At 65.0% G+C, this 1,349-nt stretch carries 1 pseudogene; it reads left to right on the top strand.

The annotated features are described in order from the left end of the window. Window positions 1-125 precede the first annotated feature (125 nt). Window positions 126-1,349 (top strand): annotated as a pseudogene (locus L2A60_RS20410) (IS1634 family transposase); the annotation flags it as partial.

Here is a 1,349-nt window from a genome sequence, read left to right as displayed (position 1 = left end):
CCGAAGTTTTCACTTTGAAACTGCTTGAACGCATTGGGTGGCTTGGGATAGCGCGGTTTTATATTTGAATGATGTGTCCATACATTGGGCTTGCGGCGCGACTCGAGTTGTGATTCCCTGGCGGCATGTTCATCGACGTGGTTCCGCATGGCCGCTCGGCGTCGGCGGTGCTGCTGCGGGAGAGTTTCCGTGAGGGGCGGAAGGTCCACAAGCGCACGATCGCCAATCTGAGCCAGATGCCGCCCGAGTTGATCGACGGTCTGCGCGCTTTACTCGCCGGCGGCACGGTGGTGGGTGGCCCGGATCAAGCGCTCGAGATCCGGCGGTCCCTGCCGCACGGGCACGTGGCGGCGGTGCTGAGAATGATGCGCAAGCTGGAGATCCCGCGCCTGCTGGGACGAACGGTCTCGCGTGAGCGGGATCTGGCACTCGCATTGATCGCGAGCCGGGTGATTTCGCCGGGGTCGAAACTCTCGACGTTGCGTGGCCTAAACCTGGAGACGGCGACCTCGAGCCTCGGCCAGGTGCTCGGTCTCGGTGCGATCGAGGAGCGCGAGATCTACGCGGCGCTGGACTGGCTGGGCGCGCAGCAGGGGCGGATCGAACGGCAGTTTGCCAAGCGCCATCTGCGCGAGAGCACGCTGGTGCTCTACGATGTCAGCTCGTCCTATCTCGAAGGCCGGTGCTGCGAACTTGCCCGGCACGGCTACGGCCGGGATCATCGGCCGGATCGGCTCCAGATCGTCTATGGTCTGCTGTGCGATCGGGAAGGTCGGCCGATCGCGGTCGAGGTGTTCGAAGGCAACACCGCCGATCCCGGCACGATCGCGGCCCAGGTGGAGAAGCTCAAGCGGCGGTTTCATCTGAACCACGTTGTGCTGGTGGGCGATCGGGGCATGATCACCACGGCGCGCATCCGCGAGGCGATCAAACCCGCTGGTCTCGACTGGATCAGTTGCCTGCGCGCTGTACAGATCCAGGACCTCGCCGAAGGGCCGCTGCAGATGTCTCTGTTCGACGAGCGCGATATCGCCGCGATCACGTCGCCCGATTATCCCGGCGAACGGCTGATCGCCTGCCGCAATGCGGCTCTGGCCGGGGAACGCCGGCGCAAGCGCGAGGCGTTGCTTACCGCGACCGAGCGGGAATTGACCCGCATCGTGGCGGCGACGACGCGCAAGCGCGCGCCGTTGCGCGGCGAGGCCGAGATCGGGCTGGCGGTGGGCGCGGTGAAAGATGGCCAAGCATTTCGATCTCACCATCACCACGGATCGCTTCAGCTTCCGGCGCAACGAAGCCGGTATCGCCCGCGAGGCGGCGCTCGATGGGATTTACGTCATCCGGACTAG

Origin of the sequence: Acidiphilium iwatense (genome assembly GCF_021556475.1) — a bacterium.
Lineage (GTDB): Bacteria > Pseudomonadota > Alphaproteobacteria > Acetobacterales > Acetobacteraceae > Acidiphilium > Acidiphilium iwatense.
Note: the sequence above shows the minus strand (reverse complement) of the source record. Positions and strands in the feature narration are given on the sequence as shown.